We start from the raw sequence: 18,877 nt of genomic DNA, 5'->3' as shown, positions 1-18,877 counted from the left end.
ATATAAAGTATTGAATAATCAACTTTATAGTGGGTATTGCGCCCCCGGACAATTCGGGGAAACTAGCGCTGCCCTCTGACGCCACCGCATCCGATCCCTTGCGCCGCCCGGCGCGGAACCTCATGACGACACGCCCGCCCCCCGTTGCCGATCCCGCCCCCGCAGATGCCGACGACCCCTTGTTCGTCGCGTCGCTGGAAAAGGGCATGCGAGTGCTGGACGCGTTCCGCGACGCCTCGGATTCACTGGGCCTGACCGATATCGCCACGGTCACGGGCTTGGGTAAAAGCGCCGCGCAACGCTTTATCCACACGTGGGAGCGCATGGGCTACCTGATCAAGGACCCGGCCTCGCGCCGTTACCGCCTGGCGCCCCGCGTGGTGGAACTGGGCTACTTCTTCCTGCGCAGCGACCGGCTGGTGTCCATGGCCGCGCCGCATCTGGTGGCGCTGCGCGACCGCTGCGGCCTGGCCGTGCACCTGAGCGTGCTGGCCGGCGGCGACATGATCTATCTGCTGCGCCTGCCCAGCCGGCAACTGACCCTGGCCGAAATGCTGCCTGGCCGTCGCATGCCCGCCTGGTGCAACAGCGGCGGGCGCATGCTGCTCGCCGCGCAAGACGATGACGCCATCCGGCAGGTGCTCCGGAGCGTGCCGCCACGCGCTTTCACGCCGCGTACCGTCGTGGACCCGGACGCCTTGCTGGCGTTGATCCGCCAGGCCCGCGACGACGGCTACGCGTTGACCGAAGACCAGGTGCTGCAAAATCAGGTGGGCGCGGCGGTACTGCTGCGCGACGCGCGGGACACGCCGCTGGCCGCGATCAGCGTGAGGGCGCCGCGCCACGACTATCCCAGTGACCGCTTGCTGAGCGATATCGTGCCGCAGCTGTTCCGCACGGCGCAGGCGATCCAACACGCCTGACCGGAATTTTTCAGGCCGTTTTGCATTCTTCCGATTTTTTGTGCATAATTCGGCCCCTCTACCTGTTCCCCGATAGCTCAGTCGGTAGAGCGACGGACTGTTAATCCGCAGGTCGCTGGTTCGAGCCCAGCTCGGGGAGCCAAGAATTCAGCCATGCAATGTTTACCCGCATGGCTAGCAAGACAAACAGTACCCGCAGTACCCCTAAAAAAGCCCGCAACCTGTTTGCGGGCTTTTTGCATTGCGGTCCACAACGCGTAGCATGACGCGCATCCCGTCCCGACGCTGTCCACTACCGCCCATGCGTTCCACGCGATCCCTGCCTGCCCTGGTTTCCCTGCGCGCCTTCGAAGCGGCGGCGCGGCGCCTGAGCTTTTCGCTGGCGGCCCAAGAACTCTTCGTCACGCAAAGCGCGGTCAGCCATCACATCCAGCGACTGGAAAGCGAACTGGGCGTTGCGCTCTTCGAACGGCGCACGCGCGCGGTGGCGCTGACGCCTGCCGGGCAGGCCTATTACGAACACGTGCATGCGGCCTTTGAATTGCTGCGCCAGGGCACCGACGGCATCCGCGCGCCGGCCACGGCCCGCAGCACACTCAAGGTCGGATTGCTGGCGTCGTTCGCCACACGCTGGCTGGCCCCGCGCCTGCCGGCATTCGCCGCCGCGCACCCGGACATTGACCTGCAATTGCAAACCGACATTGGCCTGGCCGACGTGGCCGGTGGCGAAGTGGACGTAGCGATCCGCTACGGCCGCGGCGGCTGGCCCGGCGTCGCCTCGCGGCTGCTGATGGCCGAACGGCTGTCCGTCGTGTGCGCCCCCGCCCTGGTCGCCGGCCGCAAGCGCCCGCGCACGGCGGACGACCTGCTGCGCCACCCGCTCCTGGCCTCGCACGCCAAGCAGCCCTTTGAGTGGGATGCCTGGTCGCGGCGTTTCGGCATGGACCTGGGCCGCGCGCAGACGGTGCACCTGCACGACTACAACATCGTCGTCGAAGCCGCCCTGGCCGGCCAGGGCCTGGCCATGGGCCGGCACCGGCTGATCGCTGCGCAACTGGCCAGCGGCGCGCTGGTGGAAGCGTTGCCCGGCACGATGCTGGAAGATCCCCGCATCGGCTGGTGGTTCGTCGCCCCGCGCGGCACGCTGACGCCGCCGGCGCGGGCCTTGCATGACTGGCTGGCCGCCTCGGCAACGGCGGACGCGCCCCCCGGTGGCCGCGGCACGCATTAGTTTTACTCATGCGTACAAGACAAGAATTGATTGGTCACGCACCGCTGCGGCCGATAGCATCGAAGCTTGCCCCTTTTCCGCTAACCTCTTTCGCAGGTGAATCGACATGACCCGCACCATCTCCGGCCGCGTGGCCGAACTGGGCTACGCCCTGGAAGCCGCCGCCGCCCCCGCCGCCAACTACGTGCCGTACGTCCTGGAAGGCAACCTTCTCACCATTTCGGGCCAGATCTCGCGCCAGGGCGGCAAGCCGCGCTACCTGGGCCAGCTGGGCAACCAGGTGTCCGACGCTGACGGCGTCGAAGCCGCCAAGCTGTCGGGCCTCGGCATCCTGGCGCAGATCGCCGCGGCTACCGGCGACCGCCTGGACCGGGTGGCACGTGTCGTGCGCCTGGGTGTCTTCGTGGCCAGCACACCCGACTTCAACCGCCAGAGCGCCATCGCCAACGGCGCATCCGACCTGATGGTGGACGTATTCGGCGATGCCGGGCGCCATGCGCGCAGCGCGGTCGGCGTGGCGTCCCTGCCCCAAGGCGTGTCCGTGGAAATCGAAGCCGTCATCGCCTTGACGCCCGCCTGAGCGCCCCTGCCATGCCAGCCCCTCTGACCCCCGACGCCATCCAGGCGCTACGCGCCCGGACGCCCGGCACGCAAACCAGCGTCCACTTCAACCACGCAGGCTCGTCGCTGCCGTCCTCCGGCACGCTGGAAGCGATCTACGCGCATCTGCAGCGCGAAGCGGCGCAGGGCCCGATGGAGGCCGGCGTGACCTCGCGCGCGCTGACCGAAAGCGCCCGCACGCTGGCGGCCCGCCTGCTCAATGCGCAGCCCGAAGAGATCGCGCTGACCACCGGCAATTCCCCGGGTTGGGGCGCGGCCTTTGCCGCCATGCCACCCTGGCAACCCGGCGACCGCATCCTGGTCGGCCGCCATGAATGGGGCGGCAACCTGGCAGCCATGCGGCTGCGGGCGGAACGCGCTGGGGCGGTGCTGCAGACCATTCCGTCGGACGACAGCGGCTGCGTGGACGCCGACGCGCTGGCCAGCATGCTGGACGAGCGCGTGCGCCTGATCGCGCTGACCTGGCTGCCCGCCAACGGTGGCCTGATCAACCCCGCCGCCGCCATCGGACGCGTGGCGCGGCAACACGGCATCCCGTATTTCGTCGACGCCGCGCAAGCGGTGGGTCAGTTGCCCGTCGACGTGGCGGAGATCGGCTGCGACGTTTTGAGCGGCGCCGGCCGCAAGGCCTTGCGCGGCCCCCGCGGCACGGGCCTGTTGTACGTGCGGCGCGATTTCCTCGACCAGCTCACGCCTGCGTTCGTCGATACCCATTCGGCCCCGCTGGGCGCGGACGGCCAGCCGCAATTGCGCGCCGATGCCGCCCGCCTGGAATCCGCTGAAAACTCGCTGGCGTTGCGCTGCGGCCTGGCACACGCCTTGCAGGAAGCGCTGGACATCGGATTGGAGGCCATCCGCGCCACCATCGATGCGAAAGCCCAGTCGCTCAGAACGGAAATCGCGGCCATCCCGGGCATCACCGTGCTGGATCAGGGCCGGGAACTATCCAGCCTGGTGTCCTTCAACCTGGCCGGCAGGGAAGCGACGGCCGTGCAACGCGCCCTGGCGGCGGACGGCATCACCATCGGCAGCAACGGCGTGCCCTACACCCCGTTGGACATGCAGGCGCGCGGCCTGACCCAGATCGCGCGCGCCTCGGTCAGCTATCTGACAAGCGATGCCGAAGTCGCCCGCTTGCTGGACGGGCTGCGGCAACTGGCGCGCTAGCCCGGCCGTTGCCGCCTTAAGCCACCGCGCGGCGCATGAAGGGCGACCACTTCGTGAAGACGAGCAGGTTGCCGACCATCACCAGCGCCAAGCCGGCAAAGGCCGACGACGTCCATTGATAGCCCTCGGCCACCGTCGACACGGTAAGCGCGACGACGGGGAACAGCACCGTGCAATACGCGGCGCGGGCCGGCCCCATGCGACCCACCAAGGTCAGATAAGCGGTAAAGCCGATCACCGATCCGGGAATCGCCAGGTAGAGCAGGGCGCCGACATACGCCGGCGACGAATCGAGCTGGAACGGCAGGCCCGCCACCAGGCAGCCCGCCAACAGGATCGACGCGCCGTAGACCATGCTGTAGGCATTACCCGTCAGCGGACGGATGCCGGCGCGCTGCTGCAACGACGACAACATGTTGCCGGTGGAAAAGCAGAACGTGCCCAGCAGCGCGAAGCCCAGGCCCAACAGCGTTTCGTGACTGGCCTGCTGGCTGGCCAACTCGGGCCAGAACAGCAGCACCAGGCCTGAAAAACCGAACGCGCCAGCCAGCATCACGCGCGGCGCGACGCGGGTGCCGAACCACAGACGGGCATTCAGCGCGTTCCACAGCGTCGCGGCGGAAAACACCACCGATACCAGTCCGCTGGGGATCCACTGCGTGGCGGTATAGAAGCACAGGAAATTCAGGCAGAACAGGCATAGGCCCTGCCCCACGCAGAGCCAATGGCCGCGCCGGTCCAGCTTCTGCAGTTTGCGGGTCAACAACAGGGCGGCGAACAGCACCAGGCCGGCCAGCGCGAAGCGGTAGAAGATGGACACGGGAATGGCCACCACGCCGAGTTGCAGCTTGATGGCGATCCAGGTGGTGCCCCAGATGACGACGGTCAGGAAATACAGGAAGAGATTCACGATGCGATAGGCAGATAAATAGGGACGCGATACGGACCTGCCAGACAACCGGTCCGTTCGCCACGAGTGTGCGCCACCGCCACCGCCCGGGATTGCCGGTTCTTGCGGTTTTTACGTGATCGCGCGCGCGCCGCGCGCGAGATCGCAGTAGCATTTCAGTCCTATGGGCACCATCGCCTCGGCCCTCGCCGACTTCTCCGTTTTCCGCACGCTGTCGCGCTCCACCGCCACGCTGGAGCGCGCCGCGCCGCTTGGCGAAGGGATGGCCATTTCACAATGGGGCCGCAGCGCCAACGAAACCCTGGGCTATGACGCGCCCGGCCATCACACGCTGTCGCTGTACCTGCACGGCGGCGACAAGTCGTTTCGGGTCGGCCACGACACGCTGCACGGCGGCGCCGGCAAATTCTGCGTGCTGCCCGCCGAACACTATTCGCGCTGGTGCATGAACGACACCGTGCATTTCCTGCATCTGTACATCGCGCCCCAACGCCTGGCGCGCGAAGCCGTCATGCGGCTGGACTGCGAGCCCCGCACCCTGGAACTGCGCGACCGCACCTACATCCAGGACGATTCGCTGATCGACGTGTGCCGGCAGTTGCTGGGCACCGACTGGGCGCAGCCGGCGGACCGGCTGGCGGCCAGCAGCGCCGCGGAAACCGTGCTGCACCACCTGCTGAACCAGGGCGTGGCCCGCAAGACCGCGCCGCCCGCCCGCGGCGGCCTTGCCCCCGCCGTGCGCCGGCGCATCATGGACTACGTGGACGCGCACTTGCAAGAGCCCCTGACGCTGGACCAACTGGCGGGAATCGCCGCCCTGTCCACCTACCATTTCGCCCGCATGTTCCACACCTCGTTCGGCGAGCCGCCCCACGCCTGGGTGCGCGGACGCCGCCTGGCGCGCGCCCGCAGCCTGCTGGCTGCCGGCAAGGGTGACCTGGCCGGCATCGCACAGGCCAGCGGCTTCGGCAACGCCAGTCACCTGTCACGGGTGTTCCGCGACGCCATCGGCGTCACGCCTGGCCAGTACCGCAGCGCGCGCCGCCAGCACTGAACGCGGCGCCTGTCCGGCCCCGTTTCCCGACCCGCGCGGTCTACAATGGCGCATCGCCCTTAGCGGCCTGACACCGCGGTCCGACCGCGCTTGCCCACGACGCGATGCCGCCTTCGCCCTCTCGCGATTCCGAACCCCTGGCCGGCCCGGCCGCCTCGCGCCCGCTGCGCGCACACTGGCTGGCCGAACTCATCCGCCTGCGCGAAACCCACTGGGGCCCGCTGGACGACGCCGACGCCGTCCGGCGCGTGCGGCAGTTGGACACCGACCTGCCCTCGCGCATCCTGGCCCGCGCCGACCTGCTGGCGCAACGCGAACACCTCACCCCGATGGTCGACGCCTGGCGCCGCAGCGCACGCGGCATCCTGGCCGCGCTGTTCGCGCTGGCCCTGATATCCGGCATCGGCGTAGCCCTGGGCGCGCTGGGCGACGGTTCGCGCCCCGTCAACGTGCTCTGGGCGCTGGGCGCCTTGCTCGGCCTGCACGCGCTGACGTTCCTGCTGTGGTTGGCCAGCTTTCTTCTCAGGCCGTCGGCCGTGACCGGGTTGGGCCGCTTTTGGCTGTGGGCCACCCGCAAGCTGTCGCGCGGCCCCGATGGCGCCTTGGTGCCGCAGGCCCTCCTGAACCTCCTGGCACGCGCAGGCGCGTTGCGCTGGCTCTTCGGGGCCGTGAGCCATCTGTTGTGGCTGACGGCCCTGTGCGCCGCGCTGGCGGCCTTGCTGGCGGTGCTGTCCACCGCCAGCTACCGCTTCATCTGGGCCACCACGCTTCTGGCGCCCGACACCTTCGTCGGGCTGACGCAGGCCATCGGCTGGTTGCCCGCGCACCTGGGCTTCCCCATGCCGGACGCCGCCGTCATCCGCGCCAGCGACGGCGCGCAGACGCTGTCCGCCGACGCGCAGGTGCAATGGTCGCTGTGGCTGATCGGCGTGCTGGTGGTCTACGGCATCCTGCCCCGCCTGCTGGCGGGCACGCTGTGCGTGGCCGCCGCGCTGCGCGCCCTGCGCCATTTGCGCATCGACCCGTCGCTGGCCGGTTTCGCGCCGCTGCGCGACCGCCTTGAGCCCCCGGCGCAATCGATCGGCATCGACCGCCCCGTAGACCCGCTGCACGAACCCCGCATGCGTGCGCCGTCGCTGGCCGGGCTGGCCGGGCAACCCGTGCTGCTGGGCCTGGAACTGCCCGCCGATGTGGCCTGGCCGCCCACCGAGGTACCCGAGGGCATCCGGCTGGCCGGCAACCTGGACACGCGGGAAGAACGCAACCACGTGCTGGACGCACTGGCCCAGGCCGCGGCCTCGCGCCTGCTGATCGCCTGCGACGCCCGCCAGACGCCCGACCGCGGCACCCTGTCCCTGATCGCCGAACTGTCCGCCCACGCGCAAGCCACCCGCGTCTGGCTCATCACGGCCCCGTCCCCGGACGAGACGACCGGGGACGGCACGCGCGCCGCACTGTGGCGCGAACGCCTGCTCGCCCTGGGCCTGGCCGCCGACGCCATCCTGCAACCCCCCGCCGCGCCGCTGGCGTGGCTGGAGTCCGGCCATGGCTGACGACGTCATCAAAATCGCGGTGGTGGGCCACACCAACACCGGCAAGACCTCGCTTTTGCGCACCCTCACGCGGGACACCGCGTTCGGCGAGGTGGCCGACAGCCCCGGCACCACCCGCCACGTAGAAGGCGCGCGGCTGCGCCTGGAAGGCCGCGCCGTACTGGAATGGTTCGACACGCCGGGCATGGAAGACAGCATCGCCCTGCTGGAATACCTGGAACGGCTGGACGGCCCCGACGAACGGCTGGACGGGCCGGCGCGCATCCGCCGCTTCCTGGACACGCCCGAGGCGCATGGCCGCTACGAGCAAGAAGCCCGCGTCCTGACGAAGATGCTGGACTGCGACGCCGCGCTGTATGTGATCGACGCGCGCGATCCCGTGCTAGGCAAGCATCGCGACGAACTCTCCATCCTGGCCGCCTGCGGCCGGCCTTTGCTGCCGGTGCTGAATTTCGTGAACGCGCCCGCCCACCGTGCCGACGAATGGCGTGGTGCGATGGCGCGGCTGGGCCTGCATGCGGTGGTGGAATTCGACACGGTCGCGCCGCCGCTCGATGGTGAACAGCAGCTGTACGCCAAACTGGGCGTGCTGCTGGACCGGCAAGCCGAGGCACTGGCGCGGCTTGCCGACAGCCTGTCCGCGCAACGCCGCGAACGCCACGCCGCCGCCTACGAACTGCTGGCCGATCTGCTGGTCGACGTCGCGGCGCTGCACCTGTCCAGCGCCAGCGACGAAGCGGCACTAGCCGCCACGTCGAATCAGTTACGCGATCAGGTCCGGCAACGCGAACAGACCTGCGTGAATGCCTTACTGGCGCTCTATAACTTCCGTCCGTCTGATTTTTCGGACAACGCGCTGCCCTTGCAAGGCGAACGCTGGGGCATGGATCTGTTCCATCCACAGGCGCTGAAAGACATGGGCGTGCAGGTCGGCATGGGTGCCGCCGCCGGCGCAATGGCGGGCGCCGCGGTGGACCTGCTCAGCGCCGGCCTCAGCCTGGGTACCGGCATGCTGATCGGCGCGGCGGCCGGCGGGCTGTGGCAAGGCGTCGAGAAACTGGGCAAGCGTGTCGCCGGCAAACTGCGCGGCTGGCGCGAGATCAGCGTGGACGACGCTGTGCTGCGCTTGCTGGCCCTGCGCCAGCGGCACTTGATCGACGCACTGGAACGCCGCGGCCATGCCGCGCGCGAACCATTGAAACTAGCCCTTCCGGATGACGAGACCTGGCGGAAAGGCCCCTTACCCGACGCGCTGAAAGAAGCGCGTAGCCGTCCCGAATGGTCGGCGCTGGGCAAGCACTACGAAGACAGCGACCGCAGGAAGCGCACCGTCCACGAGTTGGCGAAAACCCTTGCCGCCGCGCCTCGTCCGGACGCCTGATCACCGCGCCGTTCCCGGCGAGGAACGCACCATTCAACGCCGGCGGCAAGCGCGGACTAACCCCAATCCAAACCGATTGACGCTTAAACGAATCGATCTATAAGATTCGTTCTGCATCGGCGCGGTCCGTCCCCGCCATGACATTCACAAGGGGTTGGGTCTATCGTGAAGTCGAAGTCTTCGGCAGTGATTCCCGGCATCGTCCTCCACGGTCCGTGCGCAGTCCGCGCCGCGCGCCATCCGACCCCACGCCGTCTTTCGTCGTAAGCAGCAACGCCATGCCCCGGATCCCGATGGGGCCGGGGCCCTGTCACTTCTGTCGCGCGATCCGCGCACCACACGGAGCATGAGGGCTATGCGTACTTTCCCCCACCTAAAGCAAGCTGCGCTCGCGGCTGCCGTTGCAGCATCGCTGGCATTCAGCGCCGGCGCGGCCGCCAAGACGTTCCACTGGTCCTATCAAGGCGACGCCACGTCGATGGACCCGATGGCCTTGAACGAGACCTTCACGCTGGGCTTCCAAGGCAACATCTACGAAACCCTGGCCGGTTACGACGGCAACCTGAAACTGACCCCCTTGCTGGCCGAAAGCTGGGAAAACCCCGAGCCGACCAAATGGGTGTTCAAGCTGCGCAAAGGCGTGAAGTTCCATGACGGTTCGCCCTTCACGGCGGACGATGTGATCTTTTCGTGGAAACGCAGCCTGACCCCCGGCTCCGACATGAAGGGCTATGGCGCCAAGGCCTCCGACATCAAGAAGGTGGACGACTACACCATTGAAGTCACCACCCCCACGCCCAACCCCATCCTGCCGCGCGAATGGGTGTTCCTGTACATCATGAGCAAGACGTGGGCCGAGAAGAACAAGACCACCGAAGCCACCAACGTCAAAGGCGACAACCAGGGCAACTACGCCAACCTGAACGCCAACGGCACCGGCCCCTTCATGCTGGTCTCGCGCCAGCCCGATGTGAAAACGGTGCTCAAGCGCTATGACGGCTATTGGAACAAGGACATCAAGACCAACGTCGACGAAGTCATCTTCCAGCCGATCACGCAGGAAGCCACGCGCGTGGCCGCGCTGATCTCCGGCGAAATGGACCTGGTGCAGCCCGTGCCCGTGCAGGACTGGAAGCGCCTGGAAGACGCCAAGGGCGTCAAGCCGCTGACGGCGCCCGAAGCGCGCGCCATCTTCATCGGCATGGACCAGGACCGCGACGAACTGCTGTTCTCGGACGTGAAGGGCAAGAACCCCTTCAAGGATGCCAAGGTGCGCGAAGCCGTCGTGCTGGCCGTCGACACCAAGGCCATCAACGAAAAGATCATGCGCGGCGCGGCCAAGCCGCTGGGTTCGCTGGTGGCCACCGCCATCAACGGCTATGCCGATTCCTACGGCGCGCCGTACAAGCCCGACCCCGAACGCGCCAAGAAGCTGCTGGCCGAAGCCGGCTACCCCAAGGGCTTCACGGTCACGATGGACTGCCCGAACGACCGCTACGTCAACGACGAAAAGGTCTGCCAGGCGGTCGCCGGCATGCTGGCCCGCGTTGGCATCAAGATCAACCTGCTGGCGCAGACCAAGTCCAAGTACTTCGGCAAGATCCTGCTGCAGGCAGGCAACCAGACCAGTATGTACATGCTGGGCTGGACGCCCAGCTCCACCGACGCGCACAACGCGCTGCTGAACCTGGCGGCCTGCCGCGACGCGAAGACGGCAGCCGGCCAGTTCAACCTGGGCGGCTACTGCAACAAGAAGGTCGACGACCTGACCAACAAGATCGGCGTCGAAACCGATCAGACCAAGCGCAACGCCATGATCAAAGAGGCCTTCGAGATCGTGCGCACGGACTTCGGCTATCTGCCGCTGCACCAGCAGCCGATGTCCTGGGGCGTGAAGGACAACATCAAGGTCATCCAGCGCGCCGACGACGTGCTGGACTTGCGCGACGTGGTATTGCCGTAACCCGTTGCCGTAATCGCTGCTTTGATTTTCTGACGATGTGAGCCCCGGACGGCGACAGCCGTCCGGGCGCGCCCGGCCCAGCCCCGCTTCCCGCCATCAACGGACGCGCGGCCCGGCGTTATCTGCAAACGAGGGCACCTGATAATGCTTTCCTTTATTGCGCAACGGCTTATCCAGTCGGTGCTGGTGATGTTGACGGTGGCGCTGATCGCGTTCTCCATGTTCCGCTATGTGGGCGACCCGATCGCCAGCATGGTCGGCCAGGACACCACGCCTGAACAACGCGCGCAGCTGCGTGTCGAGCTCGGCCTGGACGATCCCTTCGTGGTGCAGTTCGCCCGCTTCGTCGGCAATGCGGTGCAGGGCGACTTCGGTATCTCGTACCGCCAGCGCCGGCCCGTCAGCGAACTGCTTGAAGAACGCATGCCCGCCACGCTGGAACTGTCTTTCGTGTCCGCCGTCATGGCGTTGGCGCTGGGCATTCCGATGGGCATCTACACCGCGCTCAAGCGGCACGGCGTGCTGTCCAAGGCCTTCATGGCAATCTCGCTGGCCGGCATTTCGCTGCCCACGTTCCTGATCGGCATCCTGCTCATCCTGGTCTTCGGCGTGCAGCTGCGATGGCTGCCCAGCTTCGGGCGCGGCGACGTCGTCAGCCTGGGGTGGTGGACCACCGGCTTTTTGACCAAGTCAGGCTGGCTCGCGCTGATCATGCCGGCCATCACGCTGGCGCTGTTCCAGATGACCCTGATCATGCGCCTGGTGCGCGCCGAGATGCTGGAGGTGCTGCGCGCCGACTTCATCAAGTTCGCGCGCGCCCGCGGCCTGCCGGAACGCTTGATCAATTTCCGCCACGCGCTCAAGAACACGATGGTGCCCGTCATCACCATCACCGGCCTGCAACTGGGGTCGATCATCGCGTTCGCGATCATCACCGAAACCGTGTTCCAGTGGCCCGGCATGGGCCTGCTGTTCATCCAGGCGATCAGCATGGTGGACATTCCTGTGATGGCGGCCTACCTGGTGCTGATCGCGTTCATGTTCGTCGTCATCAATCTGGTCGTCGACCTGCTGTATTTCGCCGTGGACCCGCGTCTGCGCGTGCAGAGCAAATAAGGAAATCACATGATTGCTCGCATCGCTCCAATGTTTGCCCGCGCCGCCGACAGCGACCTGTGGCACAGCTTCAAGCGTTCGCCCGGCGCCATGATTGCCGCCGCCGTGACGCTGGCCATCCTGCTGGGTGCGCTGTTCGCGCCCATCATCGCGCCGCACAACCCCTTCGACCTGGCGTCGCTCAGCATCATGGACGCCAACACGCCACCGGCCTGGGAAGAGGGCGGCAGCCCCGATTTCCTGCTGGGCACCGACGACCAGGGCCGCGACATCCTGTCGGCCGTGCTGTATGGCTCTCGCGTATCGCTGCTGGTCGGGTTTGCCTCGGTGCTCTTCTCGATGGTGCTGGGCGTGACGCTCGGCCTCATCAGCGGCTATGCCGGCGGCCGCATCGACAGCTTCATCATGCGCATCGCCGACGTGCAGCTGTCGTTTCCCGCCATCCTCGTCGCGCTGCTGATCGACGGCGTAGCGCGCGGCCTTCTACCACGCGACATGCATGACCAGCTGGCCCTGTATGTGCTGATCTTCGCCATCGGCATTTCCGGCTGGGTGCAGTACGCGCGCACCGTGCGCGGCTCCACGCTGGTGGAACGCAACAAGGAATACGTGCAGGCCGCACGTCTCATCGGCATCGGCCCCGTCACCATCCTGCGCCGCCACATTCTGCCCAACGTCATGGGGCCGGTGCTGGTCATCGCCACCATCCACCTGGCGATCGCCATCATTACCGAAGCCACGCTGTCGTTCCTGGGCGTCGGCGTGCCGGTCACGTCGCCGTCGCTGGGCACGCTGATCCGCATCGGCAACAGCTACTTGTTCTCGGGCATGTGGTGGATATCGATCTTCCCCGGCATTGCGCTGGTGGCGCTGGTGCTATCGGTCAACCTGCTGGGCGACTGGCTGCGCGACGCGCTCAACCCCAAGCTGCGCTGAGGACGTCATGGCCCTGTTGAACATCGAAGACATCCGTATTGAATTCCCCAGCCGCCGCGGCACGCTCGTGGCGGTGGACGGCGTATCGCTGTCCCTGGAAAAAGGCGAGATCCTGGGCGTGGTCGGTGAATCCGGCGCGGGCAAGTCCACCATCGGTAACGCGGTGATCGGCCTGCTGGAAGCGCCCGGGCGCCTGGCCGGCGGCGCGGTGCTGCTCAATGGCGAACGCATCGACACGCTGACGCCGGCGCAGAAACGCCGCGTGCGCGGACGCCGCATCGGCATGATCTTCCAGGATCCGCTGACCTCGCTGGACCCCTTGCAGACGGTGGAAAGCCAGTTGGTCGAAACCATGCAGGTGCACCTGAATCTGTCGCATGCCGAAGCCAAGAAACGCGCGGTGCAGCTGCTGGTGCAGGTCGGTATCGACCAGCCCGAGCTGCGCGTGCAGCAGTACCCCCACCAGTTTTCGGGCGGCATGCGGCAACGCGTGGTGATCGCGCTGGCGCTGTGCTGCGAGCCCGAGGTGATCATCGCCGACGAGCCCACCACCGCGCTGGACGTCTCCATCCAGGCGCAGATCCTCGAGCTCTTGAAAAAGCTGTGCCGCGAAGAGCAGGTCGGCATGATCATCATCACGCACGACATGGGCGTGATCGCGGACGTCACCGACCGCGTGGCGGTGCTGTATCACGGCAAGCTCGTGGAACAAGGCCCCACCGCCAAGATCCTGGGCGACCCCGACCACCCCTACACCCGCAGCCTGATCTCGGCCGTGCCGCGCCCGGACATCAAGCTCAAGCGCTTTCCGCTGGTCACCTACATTGAAGACGTGAAGACGCCGTCGCAGCCCCTGGACCTGGCCACGCACTGGCTGGGCCAACGGCGCGACTTCGGCGCGCATACCGGCGGCCCGCTGGTGCAGGTGCAGGACCTCTCCATGCGCTTCGTGCTCAAGAGCGCGCTGTTCAAACGCAACCAGCGCACGCTGGACGCGGTCAAGCGCGTGAACTTCTCGATCGGTGAAGGCGAGGTCTTCGGACTGGTGGGCGAATCCGGGTCCGGCAAATCCACCGTGGCACGGCTGATCTCGGGGCTGTACACGCCCTCGGAAGGATCGGTCACGTTCGGCGGCACCGACCTGACCGCCCTCAAGGGCGAAAAGCAGCTTAATCCGTTCCGGCGCCAGATCCAGATGATCTTCCAGGATCCGTTCTCGTCGCTCAATCCGCGCATGCGCGTGCTGGACATCGTGGCCGAGCCCATCCGCTTTCACAAGCTGGCCGCAAGCGAAGCCGAGGCCCGCCGCATCGTGGCGGACCTGCTGGACGTGGTGGGTCTGGGTGACCGGGCGGCCGAGCGCTTCCCGCACGAATTCTCGGGCGGACAGCGCCAGCGCATCTGCATCGCCCGCGCGCTGGCCACGCGTCCGCGCTTCCTGATCTGCGACGAACCCACTTCCGCGCTGGACGTGTCCATCCAGGCGCAGATCCTGAACCTGCTGAAAGACCTGCAGGAAGAGCTGGGCCTGACCATGCTGTTCATCAGCCATGACCTGCCGGTGATCCGCCAGATGTGCGACCGCGTCGGCGTGATGCGCTACGGCGAACTGCTGGAAGTGGCCGAAACGGAAAGCCTGTTCGACCATCCGCAACACCCCTATAGCCAACACCTGCTTGGATTGATGCCCCGCCTGCAATCCATGTCCCGCCAGGGGCTGGACGTGGTGGAAGGCTGACGCCTGAGCGCAACCGGAGCGAGACATGACGGCGACACGACAGACCCTCTTCATCGGCGGACAGGTATTCGATGGCGAGGGCAAGATGCTGCAAGGCCACGGCGTGCTGGTCGACGGCCAGCGGGTGGCGCGCGTGGCGCCGGCGGGCGAATTCGACGGCTACGCCGGCGCGCGGGTCAATACGGCGGGCATGACGCTGATGCCCAGCCTGGCGGATTGCCATGTCCACCTGGTCTACACCGGCGGCGCTGACCCCAACGCGCAGTTAAGCAAGCAAGGCCCCGCCCAGATCACGCTGACCGCGCTGGAAAACGCCCAGGCCAGCCTGCGCGGCGGCGTCACGGCGCTGCGCGATTGCGGCGGCAAGGACTATCTGGAATTCGGCGTGCGCGACGCGATCGCGCGCGGCGTGTTCCCTGGCCCCACCATCAAGGCGTCGGGCCGCATCATCTGCATGACGGGCGGACACGGCAACCGCATCGGCCGCATCGCCGACGGCTGTGAAGACGTCATCAAGGCCGTGCGCGAACAGGTGCACGCCGGCTGCGACCTGGTGAAGATCATGGCGACCGGTGGCGTCATGACGCCGGGCGTCAGCCCGATGGACGCGCACTACAGTTTCGACGAAATGAAGGCGGGCGTGCATGAAGCCAAGCGCTTCCGTAAAAGCACCGCCAGCCACGCGCAGGGCACGCAAGGCATCCTGAACGCGGTTCGCGCCGGCATCGATTCCATCGAGCACGGCATCTTCATGGACGATGACTGCCTGCGCGAAATGCTGGAGGCCCAGACGTACCTGGTGCCCACCATCGCCGCCGTGCGCAACATCATCGCCAACGCCGACAACGGCATCCCGGCCTATGCCGTGGAAAAGGCGCGGGCGGTGGAACAGCGCCACCGCGAGTCGTTCCAGATGTACTACAAGGCCGGCGGCCGGATCGCGATGGGCACGGACGCCGGCACGCCATTCAACCTGCATGGCGAAAACGCCATGGAACTGGCCTACATGGTGGAGTTCGGCATGACGCCGGTGGACGCGCTGATCGCCGGCACGTCGCGCGGCCATGACCTCATGGGCCTGGATCAGCACGGCATCATCGCCGAGGGAAAAGTCGCCGACCTGCTGCTGGTGCAGGGCGACCCCACGGAAGACATCCTGAAAGCGGCCGACAAGCGCTTCCATGTGGCGGTGCTGCGCAACGGGGAACTGGCGGCGGGCGCCTTGCCGTTCTAGCAAATATCAACGCCCCGGCGATAAAAAAAGGCCGCCGCGCCCATCGGCGCGGCGGCCTTTTTTTCGTTGCGTGGATTGCGGTACCCGCGCCTTAGCGCGCGCCACCCATCGCGCCGCTCATCACCATCATCAGGAACTGCTCGACCGGCATCTTCTTGCCGTTGAAGTCGACCTGGCCGTCAGCGTAGTTCAGGTACGAAACGATGTTGTTGTTCTCGACCTTGGCCATGCCCATCGCGGCCGCCATGGTGCCGACCATTTCGGCCTGGCCCTTGGCGGTCTGGGCGGCTTGCTCGGCCGGCACGCCGCGCATCTGCGGTTCGATCGCCATCAGGTCGCTCAGGTTGCCTTTGGACAGCACCACCTTGGCGTCCAGCTTGCGAATCGCCTGCGTCAGCGTATCCGTGAATTCACCTTCCATGGAGGCCGGCTTGGTCAGGTCCAGGTTCAGGTTGAACGTGGAGGTGCCGTTGGCCGTACGCACTTCCAGCGGCGACACGGCGAGCGTCGGATTGCCGGCCAGCAGCAGTTCGACGTTGGTTTTCAGGACCTGCTGCTCTTCCGGCGTGAACTGCGGCGTCTGTTCCTCGCCCTTGCTTTGCATCATGCGGCGCGAAGCGGCTTCGTAGACGTCGTTCAATGCCTTGAACGCCTTGGAGTCCAGCTTCTGCACGTCGATGGCCAGCTTCATGCCGGCCATGTCCTTGGCCTGCACGTTGATCATGCCGAAGTCCATGGCCATCTTGGCGCCCATGAGCGAATTGGCTTCGGTCACGTCCACGGCGATCGTGGTGTCCTTGAACTGGACAGGCGGCTTTTCCTTGGACGTGATCGTCCAATCCTTGAACGTCACCTTCTGGCTGCCCACGTACATGTCGTTGGAGGCCGGCGTCATGTCGCTGGTCAGCGTGATGCCTTGCAGGGCCATGCTGACGATGTCGCTGTTCTCCGACTGGCCGGACAGCACCAGCTTGTCCGTCTTCAGGTCGACCACGCCGTGCTTCGTGCCCGTGGCGTATTCGACGTTGCCGGTCATGCCCGAGAAGCTCAGGTTCGTGTCGCCCTTGGCGACTTCCACCGGCGCCAGGTTGAACGTGCCCGTGATGTTCTTGGCGTAGCTGACGCTGTAGTGGCCGGTCAGCGGCGTGGCGCCCTTGGCGGCGGCGAACCATTCCTTGACGGCCGGGGTCTCTTCCAACGCGAAGTCGCTGGCCACCATGGCCGGCACGAAGGCGCCCGTCTTCAGGTTGGACAGGGGCAGGGGGCCGTGGCTCAGGTGCTCGACGAACAGTACGTCGCGATCTTCGGCCGGCTTGCCTTCGGTGGCCGGCGCGGTGAACTTCACGCGGTAGCGCGCGGTAGACGAAAACACGCCGCGCTCGAACGACACCAACTCGACCTTGGACGCGATGCCCCACTTGTCGCTAAACGTCTTCAGGCTGTCGTTGGCGTTCGCGATCGACTGATTGACGAAGTCCTCGGCCTTCTGGCCCGTGTACCAGGCCGTGCCGGTCCACACTGCACCCAGTACGACAACGACACCCACTAATGCCGATTTCTTCATAGCGATCCTTTATTCTTCAAATGGATATAAGCGCAGGGATTATAGGGAGTGCCGCCTAGGGAAAACACTTATTTCGTGCATAGGCGATGCAATATGTTACGTGGTGATACCGCCCAGCAAAAAAACCCCCGGTGCTGCAATGCCACATCAGCTACAATCGCCCTGTGTGCTTTGCCAATCTGCACACGTCCGCTAGGCCCTTCGCTGCCAAGCTTCGCCCATCAGGGCGCTTCCCTTTTCTCCTTATTCGTCCGCCTGGATTGGAGTCTCTCAACTTGAGCGACGGGCTGCCGCTGGAGTTGTTTTGACTACCTCTTCCCCTTTTGCCGACCTCGGGCTGGCTGATTCCCTGTTGCGCGCCATTGCCGATACCGGCTACACCGCACCCACCCCCATTCAAGCCCAAGCCATTCCGCAAGTGCTCAAAGGCGGCGACCTGCTGGCCGCCGCACAGACCGGCACCGGCAAGACCGCCGGCTTCACGCTGCCCATCCTGCACCTGCTGATGCAGCAGAAGCCGGAACTGCGCAAGCCTGGCCGCCCCCGCTGCCTGATCCTGACCCCGACGCGCGAATTGACCGCGCAGGTCGCGGAATCGGTGCAGACCTACGGCAAGTACACCTCGCTGACGTCCATGGTGATGTTCGGCGGCGTCAATATCAACCCCCAGATCTCCGCGCTGCGCAAGCCGCTGGACATCCTGGTGGCCACCCCCGGCCGCCTGCTGGACCACTGCGGCCAGAAGACGGTCGACCTGTCGGGCGTGGAAATCCTGGTGCTGGACGAAGCCGATCGCATGCTCGACATGGGCTTCATCCGCGACATCCGCAAGATCCTCGCGCTGCTGCCCAAGCAACGCCAGAACCTGCTGTTCTCGGCCACGTTCTCCGAAGAGATCCGTACGCTGGCGCGCGGCGTCCTGAACAACCCGGGCGAAGTCTCGGTCACCCCGCGCAACACCGCCACCGAACTGGTCACCCAGACGGTGCACATGGTGGAACAGCACCACAAGCGCGACCTGATCAGCCACATCATCCGCGAAAGCGGCTGGCACCAGGTGCTGGTGTTCACGCGCACCAAGCACGGCGCCAACCGCCTGGCTGAAAAGCTGGTCAAGGACGGCCTGACCGCCGCCGCGATCCACGGCAACAAGAGCCAGTCGGCCCGCACCCGCGCGCTGGCCGGCTTCAAGGACAGCACCGTGACCGTGCTGGTCGCGACCGACATCGCCGCCCGCGGCCTGGACATTGACCAGTTGCCCCAGGTCGTGAACTTCGAACTGCCCAATGTGCCGGAAGACTACGTGCACCGCATCGGCCGCACGGGCCGCGCCGGCGCCACCGGCGCCGCGGTCTCGCTGGTCGACAACAGCGAAATCAAGCTGTTGAAGGACATCGAACGCCTGATCAAGAAGACGATCGAGCGCAAGCCCATCGAAGGCTGGACGCCGTCGCCCACCAGCGCCGCCGCGTTCGAACGCCAGGAA

At 66.4% G+C, this 18,877-nt stretch carries 15 protein-coding genes and 1 tRNA gene; 14 read left to right on the top strand and 2 right to left on the bottom strand.

Annotated features, from left to right (window positions below):
* Positions 1-122: 122 nt before the first annotated feature.
* The 5 genes from HG262_RS22125 to HG262_RS22105 all read left to right on the top strand — a co-directional run bounded on the left by HG262_RS22125 (position 123) and on the right by HG262_RS22105 (position 3,942).
* A complete protein-coding gene (locus tag HG262_RS22125) occupies positions 123-923 on the top strand; it encodes an IclR family transcriptional regulator C-terminal domain-containing protein (protein ID WP_169273074.1) in 801 nt (266 codons plus the stop codon).
* Positions 924-989: 66 nt separating this feature from the next.
* Positions 990-1,065 (top strand) — tRNA-Asn (locus tag HG262_RS22120).
* Positions 1,066-1,224: 159 nt separating this feature from the next.
* Positions 1,225-2,154, top strand: coding sequence for a transcriptional regulator GcvA (gcvA, locus tag HG262_RS22115; protein ID WP_169273073.1), 930 nt, complete (start codon positions 1,225-1,227; stop codon positions 2,152-2,154).
* Positions 2,155-2,260: 106 nt separating this feature from the next.
* On the top strand, positions 2,261-2,734 hold the full coding sequence (locus tag HG262_RS22110) for a RidA family protein (protein WP_169273072.1): 474 nt from the start codon (positions 2,261-2,263) through the stop codon (positions 2,732-2,734).
* An 11-nt stretch (positions 2,735-2,745) separates the two neighbouring features.
* Positions 2,746-3,942: an aminotransferase class V-fold PLP-dependent enzyme gene (locus tag HG262_RS22105; protein WP_169273071.1), complete on the top strand. Its 1,197-nt coding sequence runs from the start codon at positions 2,746-2,748 to the stop codon at positions 3,940-3,942.
* Between the two features lie 16 nt (positions 3,943-3,958).
* Here HG262_RS22105 and HG262_RS22100 read toward each other — a convergent pair whose 3' ends face one another.
* Positions 3,959-4,852, bottom strand: a complete 894-nt coding sequence (locus HG262_RS22100; protein ID WP_169273070.1) for an EamA family transporter — start codon at positions 4,850-4,852, stop codon at positions 3,959-3,961.
* Between the two features lie 163 nt (positions 4,853-5,015).
* Between HG262_RS22100 and HG262_RS22095 the strand changes: the two genes are divergently transcribed.
* The 8 genes from HG262_RS22095 (at position 5,016) to HG262_RS22060 (ending at position 15,827) form a co-directional block, all read left to right on the top strand.
* Positions 5,016-5,906, top strand: a complete 891-nt coding sequence (locus HG262_RS22095; protein ID WP_169273069.1) for an AraC family transcriptional regulator — start codon at positions 5,016-5,018, stop codon at positions 5,904-5,906.
* Between the two features lie 104 nt (positions 5,907-6,010).
* Positions 6,011-7,459, top strand: a complete 1,449-nt coding sequence (locus tag HG262_RS22090) for a DUF2868 domain-containing protein (protein ID WP_169273068.1) — start codon at positions 6,011-6,013, stop codon at positions 7,457-7,459.
* Positions 7,452-8,840 carry a GTPase/DUF3482 domain-containing protein gene (locus HG262_RS22085; RefSeq protein WP_169273067.1) on the top strand — a complete coding sequence of 463 codons (1,389 nt, stop codon included), beginning with the start codon at positions 7,452-7,454 and terminating at the stop codon, positions 8,838-8,840. Before HG262_RS22090 ends, HG262_RS22085 begins: the two co-directional genes overlap by 8 nt.
* 355 nt (positions 8,841-9,195) lie before the next feature.
* Positions 9,196-10,803 carry an ABC transporter substrate-binding protein gene (locus HG262_RS22080; protein WP_169273066.1) on the top strand — a complete coding sequence of 536 codons (1,608 nt, stop codon included), beginning with the start codon at positions 9,196-9,198 and terminating at the stop codon, positions 10,801-10,803.
* A 144-nt stretch (positions 10,804-10,947) separates the two neighbouring features.
* Complete coding sequence (locus HG262_RS22075) at positions 10,948-11,919, top strand: ABC transporter permease (RefSeq protein ID WP_006224503.1); 972 nt, start codon at positions 10,948-10,950, stop codon at positions 11,917-11,919.
* Between the two features lie 9 nt (positions 11,920-11,928).
* Complete coding sequence (locus tag HG262_RS22070; RefSeq protein ID WP_169273065.1) at positions 11,929-12,855, top strand: ABC transporter permease; 927 nt, start codon at positions 11,929-11,931, stop codon at positions 12,853-12,855.
* A gap of 7 nt (positions 12,856-12,862) precedes the next feature.
* Complete coding sequence (locus HG262_RS22065; RefSeq protein ID WP_169273064.1) at positions 12,863-14,593, top strand: ABC transporter ATP-binding protein; 1,731 nt, start codon at positions 12,863-12,865, stop codon at positions 14,591-14,593.
* Positions 14,594-14,618: 25 nt separating this feature from the next.
* Positions 14,619-15,827, top strand: coding sequence for an amidohydrolase family protein (locus HG262_RS22060; RefSeq protein ID WP_169273063.1), 1,209 nt, complete (start codon positions 14,619-14,621; stop codon positions 15,825-15,827).
* A gap of 91 nt (positions 15,828-15,918) precedes the next feature.
* On the opposite strand, the gene HG262_RS22055 is transcribed toward HG262_RS22060, so the two are convergent.
* Positions 15,919-17,391: a YdgA family protein gene (locus HG262_RS22055; protein WP_169273062.1), complete on the bottom strand. Its 1,473-nt coding sequence runs from the start codon at positions 17,389-17,391 to the stop codon at positions 15,919-15,921.
* A 304-nt stretch (positions 17,392-17,695) separates the two neighbouring features.
* On the opposite strand from HG262_RS22055, the gene HG262_RS22050 reads away from it, so the two are divergent.
* A partial coding sequence (locus HG262_RS22050) for a DEAD/DEAH box helicase (protein WP_169273061.1) occupies positions 17,696-18,877 on the top strand: 1,182 nt, incomplete at its 3' end.

The organism is Achromobacter sp. Bel (assembly GCF_012928505.1).
GTDB lineage: Bacteria > Pseudomonadota > Gammaproteobacteria > Burkholderiales > Burkholderiaceae_B > Achromobacter.
The sequence above is the reverse complement of the archived record's forward strand: the minus strand, read 5'-3'. Positions and strand labels throughout refer to the sequence as shown.